Here is a 353-nt window from a genome sequence, read left to right as displayed (position 1 = left end):
GGCCCGTCCAGGCGCTGGAGGTTGCAGTTGATCACGAAGTTGAGGTTGTCCAGGTTCTCGTTCGCGGCGAGCTGGAGCAGGCCGCGGGACTCGGGTTCGTCCATTTCGCCGTCGCCGAGGAACGCCCAGACCTGCTGGTCACTGGTGTCTTTCAGGCCGCGGTTGTGCAGGTAGCGGTTGGACTGGGCCTGGTAGATCGCGTTCATCGGCCCGATGCCCATGGACACGGTGGGGAATTCCCAGAAGTGCGGCATCAGGCGCGGGTGCGGGTAGGAGGACAGGGCGTGGCCCTCGCGGGACTTTTCCTGCCGGAACCCGTCCAGGTCCTCCTCGGAGAGCCGGCCTTCCATGAA

The 353-nt window shown here is 65.4% G+C and carries 1 pseudogene; it reads right to left on the bottom strand.

The window, feature by feature from the left end:
* Nucleotides 1-353, bottom strand: a pseudogene (locus tag U7114_RS19350) (pyruvate dehydrogenase (acetyl-transferring), homodimeric type); the annotation flags it as partial.

This window comes from Pseudarthrobacter sp. C1, assembly GCF_034720455.1.
Lineage (GTDB): Bacteria > Actinomycetota > Actinomycetes > Actinomycetales > Micrococcaceae > Arthrobacter.
This window is presented reverse-complemented; position numbering and strand designations above follow the sequence as displayed.